Raw genomic sequence first — 17,865 nt, forward strand, 5'->3', positions numbered from 1 at the left:
AGCGCCGCGCCCGCACGCGATGGCAGGCGCGGCCAGGCCCGGGCGGCAGCAGTGCCGCCCGGCTGGGGGGAGAGTTTGGCAGCAGGCCCGGTCATCCCTGCGGCACGACATGCAGCGTCGAGACCGACATATCCCCGCCCGACGGCATCCGGATCTCGCCCACCCGCTCTAGCGTCTCGCTGTCATAGATACCAATGTCGTCATTGGTGCCCGCGACGTAGATTTCTTTCCCATCGCTGGAGACATTGATGACATAGTATGTGTGCGGCAGGTCCACCCGCTTCACCAGCTCCTGGGTTTCCAAGTTGTGCTTGGACAGCTGGGTATAGACGCCATAGAGGTGCTTGGGATCGGTCGCACTGCGCACGGCCGAGAACATCAGCACCTCGAAGGAGGCAAAATCGGCGATCTCCGTCTCCCCGGTGGTGAGGTCAACTGACTGATACCCCCAGACAAAGTCAGCCAATTCCTGCTGGGTTTCATCAGTGAACACCGCCGCGGTATACATCAGCAGCATCTCGTCGTTCTGGCTGCCGGTCGGCCAGAACGCCAGCACATCCGGCGGGCTGTAAGTAGGGCGGTCCCAGCTGGCATTGGCAATCGCCACCTCTGTTTCACCGTTGGAGGGATCCACCCGGTAGATCTCATGCCCGGCCACATAGACCTGCCCGTTGCGGTCGCTCGCCATCAGGGTGGAGCGGCGCGGCGCCTCGAAGGTGGCGGACGGTTTTGCCTCCAGCCCGGCGCTCGCGTCATAGACGGCAAACTCCGGCTGCATTACTTCATAGCGGTCGGTTTTCTTACGCACCGGATTGCGCACCGTGTAGATCTGGCTGCCGTCCTTGGACACCGCCAGCGACGCCAGCGAGCGGCGGGTCACATCGCCCTCGGACTGGGCGGCATGGAACACCTTTTCGCAGGTCTCGATATCGACCCCGACCACATCTTGCCAGTGGTTCAGCAGCACATAGGCGATGCGGTTGTCCGGCGACATGGCAATGACACCGGGCGTCACATTCGCCCCCAGGTCGCAGTCGGCCTTGACCGAGCGGTCTTCGGCGTCAAAGACATAGAGGTTGGAAGGCCGGGCCACCGTCACCAGAAGGTCGCCAGCGGCCAGCGGCAGGGCTGACGCGCAAAACGCAGCAGCAGCAAAAAGCGCGGATTTCATGATGCGGGTCTCCTCAGGTTTCGGCATCGGTGGGATAGGTGGCGCCAAGCGCGCGCCAGTCCTTGGCGGCATTGGGGGCGCCCTCGTCCCAGTTCGGGTGGTTGACCATGATGTCGGGCACCTGCGCGGGCCACCAGCAGGGGTCGGAGCAGCCGTAAAGGTCCGCCTCCATCGGCTGGCACAGGGCGGCCAGCCCGCCAAAGGGATCTACCTCCCAGCCCGGGTCGAATGTGGTGGCGCATCCGGCAGTCACGGTCTGCATCGCGCGGACCTCTTCCATCTGGCCTTGGGCCGCAGCCTGCTGAACGCGTTCGGCTTTCTGATTGAGCGGTTTCATTTTCCAAACGCCCTCCTCGGCGCAACATGTTGGTGAAAATACTGCGGCGCCTGGGCGATCAGCCGGGCATAGGCGGCCACGCCAAAGTCGATCCAGTCGCGCATCAGGTCGCAGTAGTGATAGGTCGGCATCATCGGATCGCTGAAATGGGCATAGCTCTCGTGATAGCAGCCGCCCGCGCACAGGTTGCGGATCCGGCAGGTGGCACAGCCCTTCTCGGTGCGGTCGGAGCGTGCCTTGATGAACCCCGACAGCTCCTTGCGCTTGATGCCCTCATCGACGGTGCCGAACTGGTCCATCTCCGATCCGGTGAACCGGTGGCACAGGTTCAGCGCGCCGTCGTGATTGACCGCCAGCATCCCCACCCCGGCCCCGCAGGGCAGCGCCTTGGAACGCCCCTCGTAAAGGTCGTTCATCATCTGATGCATGTTGGAAAAGCCGATGTTGCGGCCCTGCAGCGCCGCCTCGACATAGAGCCTGCCAAGGGATTTCATCCCCTCGAACACCTCCAGTAGCTCGGCCCCGTTGAGGTTGAAGGCATCCATGTCTCCCGAGGTGACTGGCGAAAACCCCACCTCGGCAAAGCCGATGTCGTTGATCAGATGATCCCAGATCTCCACGATATTGGTGACCCCCGCCGTCAGGGTCACGCGGGCGCCCACCGGCTTGGATTTATAGCGCGACAGCAGCAGCCGCGCCTTGGCGGCCACGGTGTCATAGGTGCCCTTGCCGCCCACCGTCTTGCGGTTCAGGTCGTGCTGCGCCTTGGGCCCGTCGATGGAGACCGTCAGGCCGAAACGGTGTTCATCCAGCCAGTCGATCAGCGGCTCGGTCAGCAGCGTCGCGTTGGTGGTGAGGCTAAATTTCACCTCCTTGCCAAGCCCCGCAAAATGCGGCTCAGCCCAGTCCACCACCTGCCGGATCAACGGCAGGTTCGACAGCGGCTCGCCGCCGAAGAACACGATGTTGTAGCTGTCCCGGTCCGGGTTCTCCGCCAGCAGCATCTCCGCCGACTTCCGCGCCGTCTCAAAGGCCATCTTCTGGCCCTTGGACGGCACCGCCAGATCCTCCTTGTAGCAATAGGAGCAGGCCAGGTTGCAGCCGGTGTTGACGTTCAGAACGATGGTGGTCAGCGGGAAGGTCTCGATCTCGATCGGCGGCCGTTCCGGCTGCAGCGGACGGCCGTCATTGACGATATCCAGCCGCACCAGCCCATCAAGCCGCGCCGCCGCATCCTCCGCCGCAAACCGAGCCTCGAACTCGTCCATCGAGAACGCCTGCTCCTGCGCGGCATAGTCCAGAATATCCCGGTCCACTCCGTCCATCTCAAAGATCGAGGTGGTCGGCACATGGAACAGAACCTCCCGCCCTTCGACCTCAACACGGTGCGCATTGGCCGGCTGATAGTGAAAGTCTTTCATGGTCTCTCTCCCCTGTCTCAGCGGATCGGCGGGTCGATGAAGCGCTGCACGGTGACGATCAGCATCGCCTCTGCCTGCTGGCCCATCGCCTCCGCCCGCACGGTCAGCTCGCCCGCATTGTTAGCGCTAAATGGCCGATCCGGATTGGGGCCGGCAACCGCGGGCGCAAAGATGCCACTTGGCTGCATTTCCCCTGCAAATTCAGTATCTTTCATGTGCGCTGCGTGCTCATGCGCGTTGGCCACGGTCCATTGCGCCTCAACCCGTCCGATGCGCACATCATCATCGGTCCCGGCCTCGCCGTCAGGCCCGTTCCACATGCCAACCGCGTTGAAATAGGCAGGCACCGCTGCCGGACCTTCCTCGCTGCCGCCGCCAACCCGGGCGATGGTGAACTCCGGCTCCACCCGCAAGCTGTCGACCGAGGTGTAATGGGCGACCTGCCCCTCTGCCCCGCCCGCGCTGAAGGTGACAACACCATTGCCCTCAGCCGCCAGCGACAGCGCCGCGCCAAAGCCATTTGCAGCCGCCTCGCCGGCAGAGGCGTCCAGCCCGTCCAGCCCGGTGCCAACCACCTGCACCTGCGCCTCTCCCGCCGGAACGGCAGAGGGAACAGTGCCCAGGATAACGCTGCCAGCCCCGTCCCGCGCGCCCGTCAGCGGCGCGCCCAGGGCGTCGTTGCTGCGATCAAACTGGCGGCCCTGCAGGCTGTTGCCATCCTCCGACAGCGCCAGCACCTGGCGGTAGGCGGTACCGCCAACATCCAGATTGGCGCGCCATTCATACCCGGTATAGAGGTTCATCTGCCCCGACACCGGATGCGCGGTGCCATCCGCCGTCATGAACTCACCGCTGACCTGATAGGGCGAGGCATCGCCCGTCACCTTCAGCTTGCCATAGGCCTCACCGATGCCGGGCAGATCGGTCATCACCACCCAATCGCCAGCCACCGGCTGCTTCTCCGCAACCTGCCAGTCCGCCCAGGCAGCCGTCTCCAGCGGGTTCTGCTCCGCCAGATAGCCGGCGATCTCGGTGCGGGCGATCTTGTACCACTCCCGGTCGCGGCCAAGCGCCTGGTATTCGATGGTGGGGAAATGGCCGACATGGAAGTCCATGTGCAGTTCCCACTCCTCCGCCGTGCGGTTCTGCAGCAGCCCCCGCGCGCCGGTATGGCAGCGCGCGCACATCGAGGCGAACGGCTCGTCAAAGCTCTCCTGCGCGTTCGGGTCCTTCTCCAGCGCATAGCGGAACGGCGCGGCCTCGGACGGTGCCAAACCCTGCATGTCCGCCAGATGCTGCACGATGGCCCGGCGGTCCTCGGCGCTGATCTCCAACCCGTGCGCCTGCTGCATCCGGACGATGGTCATCATCCAGCCCTCGGGCGTCTTGCGCTGGCCGCTGATCCGGCTCAGCCCGCCCTCCTCTGCCGTGTGACAGCTTGAGCAGGTGTTTTTCAGCAGGTCCTCGCTGGCCATTGCCGGCACCGCGCCCGCCGCGGATATCAGAAGTGCAGCCGTCAGGCCGCGGGGTCGTAGTTGCATGGATCAGTCTCCCTGTTTGCAGTTTCCCAGGGGATCTGCGCCCCCTCGGTAAAGCCTTGTGACAAAAGCCATTGATGGATCGCCCGCGCCGCCTGCGGCGGGGCCTCGGGCAGAACTGCGCTGTGAAAACGGGCCGCGTCCGGCAGCGGATGCCCGTTCAGGCGGCGCAGCAGCGGCACGATCTCCTGCCCGGCAGCAAAAGCCGCACCGCCGGGGGCATCGCGGGTGATCAGCACCTCGCGCCGGGCCAGATACCCGTCCTGCACCACCACCCGCATCGCGGTGTGCGGGCGGATGTCCGTGTCATGGGCCGCCACATCATCCGGCCAGGCCGAACGCTGTTGCCAGAACGGTGTCTGAAACCCCGCCTCGCGGTAGAAATCCCGGCCTACCCGCGCCTGCCGCCAGAAGGTCTCTGCAACCCGGTTACGGTAGAAATCGCGCGCCAAGTCCGCCTCTCCGGCCAGCAGCGCCCGCGCGATGGGCACCGCCATCAGCGCCGAGGACACCGCCCAGAACATCCCGTGCCCCGACAGGGGATCAAGCGCCACCGCCGCATCACCCAGCCGCGGGCAGCGCGGGTCCAGATCCGGCGCCGCCAGACGCGGCGCAATCGCATGAACAACGGGGCGGCGGGGCAGCGGGGTCTCTCCCGCCACAGCGGTCCACAGCGCCGCCACGGCGGATTTGCCACCTGACTGCCCCAGCGAGGACGCAGCGCCCACCGCCTGCAGCCACAGCCGGTCCCGTTCCACAGGCACCGACCAGACCCAGCCATCAGGCCGGGCCTCAATCCGCGGCGTTTCCATATCTCCCGCCTGCGGCGGCACGAATCCGGCAACGGAGATCGTGTCCGGCCCGGCCAGCTCAGCGCGGTTCAATTCAGTGGATTGGCGCGGCGCCCGGCGGCCGCGGGCCTCAAACAGCAGCCGGGCAGACAGGCATGTGCCATCGGCCAGGCGGATTTCACCTGCATCAGGCCGCACGCTGGACACAGATGCGAAAACAACACTGACACCCTCGGCCCGCGCCGCCTTCAGCAGCCCGGCATCAAACGCGCTGCGGTCGGCCAGATGCTCGCTGTTCTGCCCGCCCTGGAACGCGCCCCAGCTGACATGGCGCTGCGCCGCCGGGCCGATGCCGGCCAGCGGCAGGTGGTGCCGCGCCAGGATCGCCGCGACGCGGGCGGACATGCCCTCATACCGGGGGCCGCGCGGCGGCAGCGTAGCCAGCGCCACGCGGAACCCGGCCCGCGCCAGCAGAACCGCCGCCACCGACCCGGCCGGTCCGCCGCCTGCAATCGCAATATCAAAGGTGCCAATTTGAGGTGCCATTTGCACAAGGTGCCCCGGCGGGCCGCGCCTTGTGGCGGACACATCCGGACAACAACCCGACATTTCCGGACAGAATCGGCCGCTTGAGACCTGCCTGCGGCAATTTTTCTGGAATAGCGGATTTTTACGGTATTCTGGCGCAATCCTGAGGAACTGCGCGATGCCACACACCTATCAGCCCCGGATTTCCGCCTCCACTTTGAACGACCCGCTGCGGGCCGTCGAGTTCATGAACGGCGATGCCGCCGCGATCTCCCGCAACGCCGGGATCAGCCCCCAGGACCTGGACGGCGAGATCGGGCTGAAGAAATTCGTGGACTTCTGCGAACATGCCTCCGGCCAGCTCGGCCTGCCCGATTTCGGCTGGCGGGTCGGCTCGGTCTTCAACCTGCAAAACCTTGGCACGCTTGGGGAATACATCCTGCAGGCGCCAACGCTGGGGGCGGCGCTGGCGCTGTTCCGCAATGCCTTTCCGATGGTGCAAAGCGACTCGGAACTGCGGCTGACGGTCGACGGGGACAAGGCGCGGCTGACCTACCGGATCCTCGACACCCGCATCTGGCCGCGGCAGCAGGACGCGGAGCTGACACTGTCGGTGTTCCACAGCCTGATCCGCTCTGCCACCGGCCCGGACTGGCGGCCCGAGCTGCTGTCCCTGGAGCACGAATCAAGCGCCCTGCACAGCCGCAGCGCCGCCGGCCCGCGCTGCCCGGTGCAGTATGCGGCGCCCTCGAACACACTGGTGTTTTCCGCGGGCCTGCTGGATCTACCGCTGGCGGGCGGCGAAAACCCGGCGTTCAAGACCGCCTCGCAGTCGATTGTCCGCACCGCCCGTCAGAGCGAACGCGATGCACCAGTCACCGTGCGGGTGCGCCGCGAGCTGCTGATGCGGATCGGCCGCGAAGGATTTGAGCAGACCGCCATCGCAGCCGCCCTGGGCATGTCGCGCCGCACCTTGCGGCGGCGGCTGGAGGATGAGGGGCAGAAGTTTTCCCGCCTGCTTGCAGGCTGCCGGATGGAGATCGCCAAGCGCATGCTGCTGGCCCCGGGCGCGCAGCTGCACGATATCTCGGAGCGGCTGGGCTATTCCGAAGTCTCCGCTTTCGAGCGCGCTTTCCGCCAGCACGAGGGCGCGACCCCCAGCCAGTTCCGCAAGCAGTCCTGTTCGGACAGCTCCGGGACTACGGTCCGGAAACCGGTCTCAGCCGCCAACTGACCGGCTGCGCCGTTGAAAGGGTCGCAGTCCCCCCGGCCCGAGCCCGCACGGAGAGGTTTCGCAGCGAAACCTGCCGGTGCGGTCACAACCCTTAGAAAGAATTTCATGCGCTCCAAGAGTGCAGGTTGTTGGGCGAGCGGCATTGGGTTTCGCAGCGAAACCCCGCGAAACACCCTGGCTGCACCTCCCCCAGCAAAAGAAAAACCCCCGGCCAAAGCCCGGGGGTTTCGCTGCGAAACCAGGGGCAAGCGCCCTGCCCGCTCAGCCGTGCTCCAGCAGATGGCGCACGTTGTCCATCACTGCATCGACCAGTTCCGCGGTCACTTCGCTGCCGGAAAAGCGGATGGCATAACCGCTGGGGCCGAGCTCACGCTCGATGGTGATGCCCCGGGCCACCCGGGTTTTGCGCGCGCGTTCGATCTTTTGCGCGGCCTTCGGGCGGCCGCCGCGGCTGGGATCCTGCGGCGCACCTTCAGCTTGTTCGATCAGCGGCAGCATGGCATCCCATTCCTCCGCGGCTGAGCGCCCGCCGGCTTCTTCCAAGGCGGTGCGGATAGGTTCCGCCAGACCGGCCCGTAATGCGCCCGCAAGCCGCAGGCACTGGCGTTCGTTGAGGCCGGTGGCAAAGGCCAGCATGTCGCCCAGCTCCTCGTGGATCAGGGCGAATGAGCGGATCTTGGAGCGCTTGGCCTTGGAGGCGGTCTGGAACAGCACCGCCACCGCCTCGTCAACGGTGGGGAACACGCCGTCATGCACCGCGGAGGCAGCAGCGCGGCCCCGCTCGTACTGGCTGAGGCCGGAGCGGACCTCGTTTTCCTCGATCATCGCGACCAGCGCATCGGCGATGCTGCCGGGGGCGCGGATGAAGGCGGGGATGGTCTGGAACCGGTCTCCACCGCTGAGCGCATTCAGACGGCGCAGCGCGGTCAGGCGGCGGTAGCCGGATACCAGCGCGTATTTCCCCGCGTCCTCGTGGTTCTGCGGTTCGAACACCTCAATGGGCAGGCGCAGGCCGTTGACGGAGATCGAGCTCATCAGTTCCTGCATCTCGTCTTCGTCCATGACGATGCGGTCGCGGTTCAGCGCCTCGGCGGTGATGTCGGTGATGGGCAGCTCCACCGCCACCAGCCCCTTTTCTTCCGCCGCGCGCAGCCGTTCGGCATCGGCGCGGTCTCGGGCCGCGACCTCACGGCCTGCCTGGGGCAGGGGGTCGGCATGGCGGGCGGCGTCGGCCACCACATCGGCAATCGGCGGCCGCAGGCCCGGGCTGCGCGCCAGGTCGCGGTCGATGCCGGCTTCGATTTCTTTCAGCGCCTCGGGCGAGGGGGTCTCAAGCTGTCTGCGGCGTGCCATCTGCTCTGTCCTCTTGTTTGCCTTGCTCTGCCTGCTCCATCTGCTGATCGCGCCACCAGCTGCCGATCAGAAGCTCCTTGAATTCCGCATAGGTGCGGTCGAACACCTCGCGGCCGCGGGTGTAGGTCTCGCGGTTGAAATTGCGGTAATCCGCCTCGTAGATGCCGGAAACACTTTCGCCGGCCTGGCCGACCAGGGCGGTGTAATCCTGCCGGTAGGCGTTCATCATGTCGCCGAAATAGGCCTGGATCACGTTCGCCAGATCGGTCTGCTGGCTGGCGTCGAAGCGGGTGATCAGGGCGCGCACCACGTCCCATTCGAATTTCATCTCCGGCAGGCCGGCGCGGCGGCGGGCGGCGTTCTCGCCATCCTCGATGGAGGCGAAGGTGGAATAAAGCATGTCGAAGAAACGCCCCGTCGAGTCGAACTCCAGGAAGGAGGCGCCCAGGGGCACCATCAGAATGTCGGCGGCGGCCAGCGCGTTGATGGTGAGGTAGCCAAGGGCAGGGGGGGTATCCAGCAGGATGATGTCATAGTCATCCAGCGCGCCGCCCTGGTCCAGCGCGTTGGTCAGCGCGTCCCACAGCGCCCAGTTGCGCAGGCCCATGCGCCAGACCGGGATCTGGAATTCCGCCCAGTAGAGGTTCAGCTGGGCGCCGATCAGGTCGATATTGGGCCAGTGGGTTTTCTGCACCACGTTTCGCAGCGAAACCTGCTGCGCCTCGGTCAGGGTCTCGTCCAGCGGGATCGGGTCTGAACCGGCGGCGGCGCGGACCTTGTTCTCGGCCTCCACCGCCTCGGCATAATCGCGGGCGAGCAGGGGGAAGACGGTTTGCCATTCGTCGGCCACCTGGCCGCCGAGGATCGAGGTCATGGAGCCCTGGCTGTCGAGGTCCACCACCAGCACCTTGTAGCCGTCGAGCGCTGCCGACATCGCCAGATGCGCGGCGGTTGAGGTCTTGCCGACACCGCCCTTGAAGTTGGCGACGGCGACCACCTTGGCAGGCAGGCCCTCGGGACGGTAGGGGCGGTATTCCTTGGTGGAGATGCCTTCCTCCGCGAAATGGTCGCGCAGTTTCAGCACCTCCTCCAGCGTGAACCATTTGGAGCCGCTGGCGCCCTCGCCCTGAGGCAGGTCGGGGTTCTTGTTCAGCACCCGGCGCAGGTGCGCGGGGGCGACGGGGATCAGGTAGCGGGTGATCTCCCAGGTAGAGAATTTGCGCAAGCGCTTGCGGCCGTCGGGGGCGTAGCCGCGCTTGGCCAGGTCATCGCGCCCCCGGCCTGCAAATGCGGCGGCCTTGGCGAATCTGGCGGTGTCGACCAGCTCGCCCAGCTTGGCCGCTGCCGCCTCCGGATCCAGGTTGAAATAGGGGGGCAGGGGAGTGTCCGGTTTCTTTGCCATGTCTCGTGTGCCTCGGTAAAATCGCCTGTTTGGCGTGTTATCACCGGTTTTGTCGCACATCTGTGGGAGAGAGTGAATCATTATCTGGCAGCGCATCTGTTTTCCGCTGCCGTCCGTAATCCGCGGAATATATGTCTCTTTTCCCCGCAAAATACTATCGCACAAACAGGTTGAAATGTTGTGAATCTTTGATTCAGTTTAGAGTCTTTATCTCTGGTAATCCGTTTTATTTCAAAAGCTTGATACTGTTTGGGGACCCGCATCCGGGAGCAAAGGAACCCGTTTGCAGGATCATGGGTACCTGTCTGCGGGAGCAAGGGTCCCGATTCGCGGGAGGACGGGTACCCGTGCCCCTAGGGCCGGAAATCAGGCCGTTTGAGCGCCCGGAACGGCCGGAAACCGGGGGAATTGGGCGGTATCCGGGGCCTGCGGGGGCCGGTCCGGTCTTAAGGTACCCGTTTCCGGGATGGCCTTCTCCTGTAAACGGGTCCCCAAGCCGGGATTGAGCGCGGGTTCCTTTTGCGCCATAGTCTGTCCAGAGCAGAATCCCCGCAAGAGCGTCAAGCCGCCAGGGGAAAGAGGGCAGGGCGATGGATCCAGACGATATCCCGCACAGCAAGCTGACCGGGCCGTTGCGCCGGGGGTCGGTCAAGAAGAACGTGGCCGCGATCCATGTCTCGGGCAAGCTGACGCTGCTGCAGCGCAAGCTGTCCAATGTGCTGTTGCTCAACGCCTATGACGCCCTGATCTCCAAGCCCAAGCACCAGATCGATGCGCAGACGCTGTGCATGATGGTGGGCTACAACTCCAACGACATGGAGACGCTGAAGCAATCGCTGCGCAGCCTGGCGGAGACGGTGGCGGAATGGGACATGCTGGATGAAAACGGCAAGCAGGAGTGGGGGGTCAGTTCGCTGTTGTCTTATGCCAAGCTGCAGGGCGGGGTGTGCGAATACGCCTACAGCCCGGCGCTGGCGGAGAAGCTGCATGACCCCAAGGTGTTTGCCCTGATCAACCTGAACATCCAGCGGCGGTTCACCAGCGGCCATGCGCTGGCGCTGTATGAGAATTGCTACCGGTTTGTGCGGACGGGCTCGACCGGCTGGTGGGACATTGCGCTGTTCCGCCGTCTGATGGGGGTGGACGGCAGTGCCTATTACGAGAGCTTTAAGCATCTGAACGCCAAGATCATCAAGCCGGCGGTGGCGGAGGTGAACAAGACGTCGAACATCCTGCTGACGCCGGAGTTCAAGAAGATGGGGCGGCAGGTGGCCGAGGTGCGGTTCCTGATCAAGGAGAACCCGCAGCTGGCGATGCTGGATATCGACGACGGCGCCGGGGTGCGGCAGGGTGCGGTTTACGGCCAGCTGATGGAGCTGGGCGTCAGCGACCGGCTGGCGCGGCAGTGGATTGCCGAGCACGGCGAGGATTATGTGGCCGAGAAGGTCGGCTATCTGAAGGGGCGCAAGGGGGTGGACAGCCCGGTGCGCTATCTGAGTGCGGCGCTGCGGGACGATTACAAGGATGCGCCTGCCGAGGCGGTGAAAGAGGTTTCGCCGGAGGTGCTGGCGGCAGCTGAGGCGCGCAAGGCGGCGGAGGCTGAAGCGGCGCGCAAGGCGGCGGCAGAGGATGCGGCCAAGGCGCAGGAACGCGCGCTGAGGGCGCAGCGGCTGGAGCGGATCCGCGATCTGGCGGCGGGGCGCTCGCCAACGCAGCGGGATGCCGACAAGCGGTTGTTCCTGAGCCGCCTGGAGGATGAGATCGACCGCGAGGAATTCCGCAACCGCGGCTGGGCCGCGGCCTTGCTGGCCAGCCAGATGGCGGAGTTCTGGGAGGAACTGATCCCGGGCGCATTCGAGGAGCTGGCCGGGTAGGGCAGGAGCCCGCCGCGGAACGTCAATCTGTTAGAGCGAGGCGGCCGCGCGGCTGGCCTGGTCGTAGTGGCCGGACAGCGCCCGCAGGCTGCGGGCCAGCTCGCGCAGGTCCTTGCCCGGCAGGTCGGCGGCGGAGAGACCGTCGAGCAGGCACTGGCGGCGGACGTCGCGGTAGGCCGAGCACAGCTCCGCGCCCTCGGCGGAGGTGCGGTAGAACACTTCCTTGCCGCGCTTTTCCGAAGCCAGCAGCCCGGCCTTAAGCAGCTTGCGCAGCCCGTAATTCACCGTGTGACTGTCCTCGATGTTGAGCAGGAAGCAGATGTCGGACAGGCGCTTGTCCTTGCCGCGGTGGTTGACGTTGTGAAGGATCAGGATTTCCAGCGGGTTCAGATCCGGCTGGCCGGCCGCCGCCATGCAGCGTGTCATCCAGCGGGAAAAGGCGTTGGAGGCGATGATCAGGCCGAATTCCAGCTCCGACAGCTCCCAGCCTTCGCCCTCTGCCAGGTGGCGGGAGGAGACGATTCGGCGGGAATCCGGTTTCTTTTCGGCCATGTTTTACCCCTTCTTTGTCGATAAAACCCCGGCGTTTTATCTGCATGTGGTCATAAAAGGGTAAAGTATCAAGGAGATCAAGCAGGCTGTCCGGCCGGTGGCCGCTGCCGGACGGGGCAGGGCGGCGGCTGCATCTTGGCAAAACGTTGACAAATTATCAGCGTTATGGATACATTATTGCAATGTTTCGCATTGGGAGGAAAAAATGCAATTTTCGCGTATGCTGGGCGGCGCGGCCGTTCTGATCGCCGGGCTGTCCGTCCCGGCTCTTGCCGCAACCTGGGACATGCCGACGCCCTATCCGGACGCCACGTTCCACACCAAGAACATCGCAGAGTTCGCCAGCGACGTTGCCGAGGCGACCGAGGGCGGGCTGGAGATCAAGGTCCATTCGGCCGGATCGCTGTTCAAGCACCCCGAAATCAGCAAGGCGGTGCGCAGCGGCCAGGTGCCCGCGGGCGAGTTCTTCCTGTCGCTGCTGGCCAATGACAACCCGGCGTTCGGCGCCGACTCGCTGCCGTTCCTGGCGACCAGCTATGAAGAGGCCGAGCGGCTGTGGGCAGCGCAAAAGGACGTGATCGACGGGCTGCTGGACGAGCAGGGGCTGATGGCGCTGTACGCCGTGCCGTGGCCGCCGCAGGGGCTGTACACCACCAAGGAAATCAACAGTGTCGAGGATCTGGCGGGGCTGAAGTTCCGCACTTACAACGCGACGCTGGAGCAGTTTGCCAACCTGGCAGGCGCCGCGCCGACCCAGGTTGAGGTGCCGGACATTCCGCAGGCCTTCAGCACCGGCCGGGTCGAGGCGATGATCACCTCTCCCTCCACCGGCGTGAACTCCAAGGCGTGGGACTTCCTGACCCATTACACCGACATCCAGGCCTGGATCCCGAAGAACATCGTGGTGGTGAACAAGCGCGCGTTCCGCCGTCTGGACGAGGCGACCCAGACCGCCATTCTGGAAGCCGCGGCTGAGGCCGAGGCGCGCGGCTGGGAGATGAGCCGGGCCGAGACCAGCAGCCAGATCGAGGTGCTGAAGGAAAACGGCATCACCGTGTCCGAGCCGTCGGAGGAGCTGATGGAGGGCCTGCGCGCCATTGGCGCCGAGATGCTGGAAAACTGGAAAGGCGAGGCCGGGGAGGCCGGTGCCACCCTGCTGAACGCCTACCAGCAGTAACATGACCTTGACCGGACGCCGCGGGCGGCGTCCGGTCTCCTGGGGAGGAGGAGCAGCCATGCGGGTTGTGCTTGATTTCATCTACCGTGCGGCCGGCGGGCTGGCAGCACTGTTTATCGTGGCCATTGTGGCGCTGGTCTTTGCACAGGTGTGCCTGAACCTCGCTGACAAGATCGCGGTGGCGCTGACCGGAACCGGCGTTGGCCTGACGATCCCGTCCTATGCGGATTTCACCGGCTTTTTCCTGGCGGCTTCGACCTTCCTGGCGCTGGCCTATGCGCTGCGCGCAGGCGGCCATATCCGGGTGACGCTGGTGACCAACCGCTTGCCTGCTGCCGCCCACCGCGCAACGGAACTGGGAGTGATCCTGCTGGCGCTGGCGATGAGCGGCTATGCGACCTGGTACATGGGGCTGCTCTTGCTGGAATCGCTGGAGTTCGGCGACCGCAGCGCGGGCATGGTGTCGGTGCCGCTGTGGCTGCCGCAGGCGCCGGTGGCGCTTGGCCTTGCGATCCTCACCCTGGCGCTGGCGGACGAGCTGGTCTGCATGCTGCGCGGCGCGCTGCCCTCCTGGGAGGGCAAGGGCGAAAATCTTCTGAGCGAATAGGGGATCATAATGTCGGTTGCCGCGCTTTCCATCATTCTTCTGGTCCTTCTTTTCCTGTTCCTGGGCGCCGGCCTGTGGGTGGCCTTTGCCCTCTTGGGCGTGGGTATCGCCGCGATGGCGCTGTTCACCGAGGCGCCGCTGGGGCTGGTGATGGCCACCACCATGTGGGGCCACAGCAACTCCTGGGCCTTGGCGGCGCTGCCGCTGTTCATCTGGATGGGCGAGATCCTGTTCCGCTCGCGCCTGTCGGAGGACATGTTCACCGGGCTGTCGCCCTGGATGAACCGGCTGCCGGGGCAGCTGCTGCATGTGAACGTCTTTGCCTGCGGCATCTTTGCTGCGGTGTCGGGGTCGTCCGCCGCCACTGCCGCCACCATCGGCAAGCTGTCGATCCCGGAGCTGGCGCGCCGCGGCTACCCCGAAAAGCTGGTGATCGGCACGCTGGCCGGTTCCGCAACGCTGGGGCTGCTGATCCCGCCGTCGATCATCCTGATCGTCTATGGCGTGGCGACCGAGCAATCCATCGCCCGGCTGTTTGTCGCAGGCGTGCTGCCCGGCGTGCTGCTGGTCGGGCTGTTCGTGGGCTATGTGGTGGTCTGGGCGCTGCTGAACCGCAGCAAGCTGCCCACTGAGGACATTGCGGCCACCTTCCGCGAGAAGCTGAAGCGCGCCCGCAGGCTGCTGCCGGTGGTGCTGCTGATCGGCGGGGTGATCGGCTCGATCTATGCGGGGATTGCCTCGCCCACCGATGCCGCCGCCGTTGGCGTGGTGCTGGCGCTGCTGCTGTCGTGGCAGTCCGGCTCGCTGACCCGGCAGAGCTTTACCGAGGGGCTGATGGGGGCGACCGTCACCTCCTGCATGATCGCCTTTATCCTGGCGGGGGCGTCGTTCCTGACCGTGGCGATGGGGTTCACCGGCATTCCGCGCATTCTGGCGGAGTGGATCGGATCGCTGAACCTGTCGACCTTCACCCTGCTGGCGGCGCTGACCATCTTCTTTGTGATCATGGGCTGCTTCCTCGACGGGATTTCGGTGGTGGTTCTGACCGCGTCGGTGATCATGCCGATGGTGCTGGAGGCGGGCATTGATCCGTTGTGGTTCGGCATCTTCCTGGTGATCGTGGTGGAGATGTCGCAGATCACGCCGCCGGTCGGCTTCAACCTGTTTGTGCTGCAGTCGCTGACCGGGCGGGACATTCTGACCGTGGCCAAGGCGGCGCTGCCGTTCTTCTTCCTGATGGTGGTGGCGCTGGTGCTGATCGTGCTGTTCCCGTCCATCGTGACCTTCCTGCCGGAGCAGATGTGATGGCCGAGGTGAGCGCAGCAACACCTGTTCCCGAAATCCGCACGGTGGGGGTGGACGGGATGCTGGTAAGCTTTGGCAGCCGCCTGAGCGAGCCGGCCAACCGCGCCGCCCTGGCGTTCCGCGCCGCGCTGGCCGAGGAAAGCTGGGACGGGGTCGAGGAGGTCTCTACTTCGCTGGTGTCGGCCTATGTGCGGTTTGACCTGCGGTATCTGGACCATGCGGCGCTGCGGGCGCGGCTGGGGGCGCTGCTGGCGCAGCGCGACTGGTACGCGGCGGAGCTGCCCGGCCAGCGCCGGCTGTGGCGCATTCCGGCGGTGTTCGGCACCGAGCTGGCGCCGCAGCTGCCGCAGGCGGCCGAGGCCGCGGGCATGACCGAAGCGGAGGCGGTGGCCTCCCTTTCGGCGGCGCGGGTGCGGGTGCAGACCATCGGCTTTGCGCCCGGCCAGCCCTATCTGGGCGAGCTGCCGGAGGCCTGGGATATCCCGCGCCAGACCCAGCTGACCACCCGCATTCCCGAAGGTGCGCTGGCGGTGGCGATCCGGCAGCTGGTGTTGTTCTCGGTGGCCACGCCCACCGGCTGGATGCACGCAGGCCAGACCGCGGTGCGGCTGTTCCGCCCGGATGCGGAGGAGCCGTTCCTGCTGCGCCCCGGCGATGAGGTGCAATTCACCCCGGTGACGCCGGAAGAGCTGCAAGGCTTGCGGCGCGATCCGCTGGGCGGCGCCAAGGCGGAGGATCTGTCATGACCGGCACGTTGACCGTACTGCGCGCAGGACCGGGGGTGACGGTTCAGGACGGCGGCCGCCCGGGCTGGCTGGAATACGGGGTGTCGCGCGGCGGCGCTGCCGACCGGCTGGCGCTGGCGGAGGGTGCGGCGCTGTTGGGGCAGGGCGCGGATCTGGCGGCGGTCGAGATGGCCGGCATGGGCGGCGAGTTCCAGGCGGACAGCGAATTGCGCATCGCGCTGACCGGCGCGCCGATGCGGGCGAGCATCGACGGCACCGCCGTGGCCTGGAACGCCAGCCACCTGCTGCCTGCGGGGGCGCGGCTGGTGATCGGCGCGGCGCAGAGCGGCAGCTATGGCTATCTGCACGTCGGCGGCGGCATTCAGACGCCGGAGCATCTGGGCGCACGCTCGGCGCATTTGGCGGCGGGTATCGGCGCGCCGCTGAAAGAAGGCGACGTGCTGGACACCGGCGCTGACAGCGGCCGCACCATCGGGTTGGGGCTGGCGCCGGACGACCGGTTCGAGGGCGGCACCGTGCGGGTTGTGGCGAGCCTGCAGACTTCGCTGTTCCCGCAAGCTGAACTGACGCGGTTCGAGCAGACGGCCTTCCGCCGCGGCGCCCGCGGCAACCGGATGGGCGTTCCGATGGAAAGCGATGGCGAGGGCTTCCGGCCCGACGGCGCGCGCACGGTGGTGTCGGAGGTGATTACGCCCGGCGACATCCAGGTGACCGGCGACGGCACGCCCTATGTGCTGCTGGCGGAGAGCCAGACCACCGGCGGCTATCCCCGGATCGGCACGGTGATTCCCTGCGATCTGCCGCTGCTGGCGCAGGCGGCGGCGGGGGCGGAGCTGCACTTCCGTTTCATTCCGCTGGAGGAGGCGGTAGAGCTGGAGCGGGCCGAGGCGGAGCGGCGCGAGGGGCTGCGCAGCCAGTGCTATCCTTTGATCCGGGATCCGCGCACCATGGCGAACCTGCTGTCCTATCAGCTGATCAGCGGCGCGATTGCCGGTGAAGAAGATGTCTTGTGAGGAGATGACATGACCCGAACTGTCGATCTGAATGCCGATATGGGCGAAAGCTTTGGCGCCTGGTCGCTGGGCGATGATGCCGGGCTGCTGGATATCGTGACCTCGGCCAATATCGCCTGCGGTTATCATGCGGGCGATCCGGATGTGATGGCCGCGACGATGAAACACGCGGTGGCCAGGGATGTCGGCATCGGCGCGCATCCGGGTTTTCCCGACCTTCAGGGCTTTGGCCGCCGCCGGATGTCGGTGCCGCATGAGACGCTGGGCAATATGGTGCGCTACCAGCTGGGCGCGGCGCAGGCGATGGCGCGCGCGGCGGGCGGCGCGGTGCGGCATCTGAAGCTGCACGGGGCGCTGGCCAATATGGCCTCGGAAGATATCGCGATGGCGCGGGCCTGCTATCAGGCGGCCTTGTCGGTGGATCCGGAGATCATCGTGATGGTGCTGGCGGGCACCGCGCAGCAGCAGGCGGCGCAGGAGCTGGGCTGCAAGACGGCGTGTGAGATCTTTGCCGACCGGGCCTATAACGACGATGCGACGCTGGTGGACCGCAGCCTGCCCGGTGCGGTGATCCATGATCCGGCAGAGGCCGGGCGGCGGATGGTCGAGATGGTGCGCGAGGGCGCCATCATCACCGCCAGCGGCAAGCGCATCCCGGCGCGGATCGACACCATCTGCCTGCATGGCGACACGCCTGCGGCGGTGGCGATTGCCGCCGATGTGCGCCGCGCGCTGCAGGAGAGCGGCGTCGAGCTGGCCCAGTTCAGCGGCGCGGTGCTGTAAAAGGGTGAAGCGGGGGCAGATAGCCCCCGCTTT

At 66.0% G+C, this 17,865-nt stretch carries 16 protein-coding genes; 8 read left to right on the forward strand and 8 right to left on the reverse strand.

From position 1 onward, the window contains the following. Nucleotides 1-91: 91 nt before the first annotated feature. The 5 genes from peaD to qhpG are packed head-to-tail and all read right to left on the reverse strand — an operon-like array spanning nucleotide 92 to nucleotide 5,804. Nucleotides 92-1,171, reverse strand: a complete 1,080-nt coding sequence (gene peaD, locus AC5STI_RS22065) for a quinohemoprotein amine dehydrogenase subunit beta (RefSeq protein WP_495448372.1) — start codon at nucleotides 1,169-1,171, stop codon at nucleotides 92-94. A gap of 13 nt (nucleotides 1,172-1,184) precedes the next feature. Further along, complete coding sequence (gene qhpC / locus AC5STI_RS22070) at nucleotides 1,185-1,508, reverse strand: quinohemoprotein amine dehydrogenase subunit gamma (protein ID WP_008558561.1); 324 nt, start codon at nucleotides 1,506-1,508, stop codon at nucleotides 1,185-1,187. After that, nucleotides 1,505-2,929: a quinohemoprotein amine dehydrogenase maturation protein gene (gene peaB / locus AC5STI_RS22075; RefSeq protein WP_495448373.1), complete on the reverse strand. Its 1,425-nt coding sequence runs from the start codon at nucleotides 2,927-2,929 to the stop codon at nucleotides 1,505-1,507. The genes qhpC and peaB overlap by 4 nt, the downstream gene beginning before the upstream one ends. A gap of 17 nt (nucleotides 2,930-2,946) precedes the next feature. Continuing rightward, the gene (gene peaA, locus AC5STI_RS22080) at nucleotides 2,947-4,470 is read right to left on the reverse strand and encodes a quinohemoprotein amine dehydrogenase subunit alpha (protein ID WP_495448374.1); all 1,524 of its coding nucleotides are present in this window, start codon (nucleotides 4,468-4,470) and stop codon (nucleotides 2,947-2,949) included. Beyond that, entirely contained in the window at nucleotides 4,446-5,804 is a 1,359-nt protein-coding gene (gene qhpG / locus AC5STI_RS22085) for a flavin-dependent monooxygenase QhpG (RefSeq protein ID WP_495448375.1), read from the reverse strand. The genes peaA and qhpG overlap by 25 nt, the downstream gene beginning before the upstream one ends. Nucleotides 5,805-5,964: 160 nt before the next feature. Between qhpG and qhpR the strand changes: the two genes are divergently transcribed. Then, nucleotides 5,965-7,020 (forward strand): AraC-like transcriptional regulator QhpR, encoded by a 1,056-nt coding sequence (qhpR, locus tag AC5STI_RS22090; RefSeq protein WP_495448376.1) that lies wholly within the window; start codon nucleotides 5,965-5,967, stop codon nucleotides 7,018-7,020. A 261-nt stretch (nucleotides 7,021-7,281) separates the two neighbouring features. On the opposite strand, the gene AC5STI_RS22095 is transcribed toward qhpR, so the two are convergent. Both AC5STI_RS22095 and AC5STI_RS22100 read right to left on the reverse strand, forming a co-directional pair. Beyond that, entirely contained in the window at nucleotides 7,282-8,373 is a 1,092-nt protein-coding gene (locus tag AC5STI_RS22095; protein ID WP_495448377.1) for a ParB/RepB/Spo0J family partition protein, read from the reverse strand. Beyond that, nucleotides 8,351-9,775 (reverse strand): AAA family ATPase, encoded by a 1,425-nt coding sequence (locus tag AC5STI_RS22100; protein WP_495448378.1) that lies wholly within the window; start codon nucleotides 9,773-9,775, stop codon nucleotides 8,351-8,353. The genes AC5STI_RS22095 and AC5STI_RS22100 overlap by 23 nt, the downstream gene beginning before the upstream one ends. Before the next feature lie 590 nt (nucleotides 9,776-10,365). On the opposite strand from AC5STI_RS22100, the gene AC5STI_RS22105 reads away from it, so the two are divergent. Continuing rightward, the gene (locus tag AC5STI_RS22105; protein WP_495448379.1) at nucleotides 10,366-11,649 is read left to right on the forward strand and encodes a replication initiation protein; all 1,284 of its coding nucleotides are present in this window, start codon (nucleotides 10,366-10,368) and stop codon (nucleotides 11,647-11,649) included. Between the two features lie 30 nt (nucleotides 11,650-11,679). Here the strand turns inward: AC5STI_RS22105 and AC5STI_RS22110 are convergent, their stop codons facing one another. After that, complete coding sequence (locus AC5STI_RS22110) at nucleotides 11,680-12,201, reverse strand: winged helix DNA-binding protein (RefSeq protein WP_027234624.1); 522 nt, start codon at nucleotides 12,199-12,201, stop codon at nucleotides 11,680-11,682. Between the two features lie 205 nt (nucleotides 12,202-12,406). Here AC5STI_RS22110 and AC5STI_RS22115 point away from each other — a divergent pair, with 205 nt between their 5' ends. Genes AC5STI_RS22115 through AC5STI_RS22140 form a run of 6 tightly spaced genes read left to right on the forward strand, consistent with a single transcriptional unit; the run spans nucleotide 12,407 to nucleotide 17,832 of the window. Further along, on the forward strand, nucleotides 12,407-13,378 hold the full coding sequence (locus tag AC5STI_RS22115; RefSeq protein WP_475054378.1) for a TRAP transporter substrate-binding protein: 972 nt from the start codon (nucleotides 12,407-12,409) through the stop codon (nucleotides 13,376-13,378). Nucleotides 13,379-13,436: 58 nt separating this feature from the next. Next, nucleotides 13,437-13,985 carry a TRAP transporter small permease gene (locus AC5STI_RS22120; protein ID WP_174145074.1) on the forward strand — a complete coding sequence of 183 codons (549 nt, stop codon included), beginning with the start codon at nucleotides 13,437-13,439 and terminating at the stop codon, nucleotides 13,983-13,985. Nucleotides 13,986-13,994: 9 nt separating this feature from the next. Continuing rightward, a complete protein-coding gene (locus AC5STI_RS22125; protein WP_475054382.1) occupies nucleotides 13,995-15,290 on the forward strand; it encodes a TRAP transporter large permease in 1,296 nt (431 codons plus the stop codon). Further along, nucleotides 15,290-16,036: a 5-oxoprolinase subunit B family protein gene (locus tag AC5STI_RS22130; RefSeq protein WP_495448380.1), complete on the forward strand. Its 747-nt coding sequence runs from the start codon at nucleotides 15,290-15,292 to the stop codon at nucleotides 16,034-16,036. Before AC5STI_RS22125 ends, AC5STI_RS22130 begins: the two co-directional genes overlap by 1 nt. Next, the gene (locus AC5STI_RS22135; RefSeq protein WP_495448381.1) at nucleotides 16,033-17,049 is read left to right on the forward strand and encodes a 5-oxoprolinase subunit C family protein; all 1,017 of its coding nucleotides are present in this window, start codon (nucleotides 16,033-16,035) and stop codon (nucleotides 17,047-17,049) included. The genes AC5STI_RS22130 and AC5STI_RS22135 overlap by 4 nt, the downstream gene beginning before the upstream one ends. A 9-nt stretch (nucleotides 17,050-17,058) precedes the next feature. Next, nucleotides 17,059-17,832: a LamB/YcsF family protein gene (locus tag AC5STI_RS22140; RefSeq protein ID WP_495448382.1), complete on the forward strand. Its 774-nt coding sequence runs from the start codon at nucleotides 17,059-17,061 to the stop codon at nucleotides 17,830-17,832. The last annotated feature ends 33 nt before the right edge of the window (nucleotides 17,833-17,865 follow it).

Source organism: Leisingera sp. CC-HEC096, from assembly GCF_059429235.1.